Below are 1082 nucleotides of genomic sequence, written 5' to 3' on the forward strand. Positions count from 1 at the left end.
TGTATTGACCCGCTGCGTTGTTGACACGGCTGATCGGTGGCTGACCTCCGAGTGCGGTGTGGCAGCGATGGTAGTTGTAGGCGTGGAGGAACGGTTCGAGGGCTTCGGCGCGGTCGGTGTTGTTGGCGTAGGGCCGCAGGTAGGCCCACTCGTCCAGCATGGTGCGGTTGAAGCGCTCGACCTTTCCATTCGTCTGTGGCCGGTAGGGGCGGGTGCGTTTGTGGGTGATGCCCGCGGCCTTGAGCGTCTCGTGCCAGATGCGGGAGCGGTAACAGGAGCCGTTGTCGGTCAGTACGCGCTCGACGGTGATGCCGAGGCCGGTGAAGAACGCCTGTGCCCGGTGCCAGAAGGCGGTGGCGGTCTCCTTGCGTTCGTCGGTGAGGATCTCGCTGTAGGCCAGGCGGGTGTGGTCGTCGACGGCGGTGTGGATGAAGCTGTAGCCGATCTTCGGGGTGCCGCTGGAGGTTCGTTCGGTGGTGGTGGCGTTCCGGTTGGCCTCGCCGGCCTGACGGCTGTGGGTCTTGTGGCCGCCGCCGTCGGGGATGTTGCCGAGCTTCTTGATGTCCACGTGGACCAGTTCGCCGGGACGGGAGCGCTCGTAGCGGCGGATGACCTTGCCGGTGGTCCTGTCCAGGAAGGCCAGACGGTGGAGTCCGTGGCGGGTCAGGACGCGGTGCACGGTGGAGGAGGGCAGGCCGAGGATAGGGCCGATACGGGCCGGGCCGAGCTTACGGGTCTGGCGCAGTTCGCATATCCGGGCCTCGGTGCCCGCCGGGGTGCGGTGCGGAGTGCTGTGTGGGCGGCTGGGCCTGTCGTGCAGGCCCGGTTCTCCCTCCTCGCGCCAGCGGCGGACCCATTTGTGGGCGGTCGCGCGTGAGATGCCCATCTCGGCGGCCACGTGTGCCACCGGGCGCCCGGCTTGGACGCGCTGGACCAGGAGCCGCCTGCCGTGAACGGTCAGGCGGGCATTACGGTGGGACACGAAGACCTCCGTGCGGTGCAGTCCTAGACAGCTCCACTGCATCGGAGGTCTTCGTTTTGATCAAATCCGGCGACTGTCAACAACGCTCGTGGTCAATACA

At 67.0% G+C, this 1082-nt stretch carries 1 protein-coding gene; it reads right to left on the reverse strand.

Annotated features, from left to right (window positions below; genetic code table 11):
- Window positions 1–982: IS481 family transposase (locus AB0P07_RS36735; protein WP_365558768.1), on the reverse strand; the 982-nt coding region annotated here is incomplete at its 3' end.
- Window positions 983–1082: the final 100 nt, after the last annotated feature.

The sequence above is a fragment of the Streptomyces sp. NPDC085944 genome, assembly GCF_040686295.1.
Classification (GTDB): domain Bacteria; phylum Actinomycetota; class Actinomycetes; order Streptomycetales; family Streptomycetaceae; genus Streptomyces; species Streptomyces salinarius.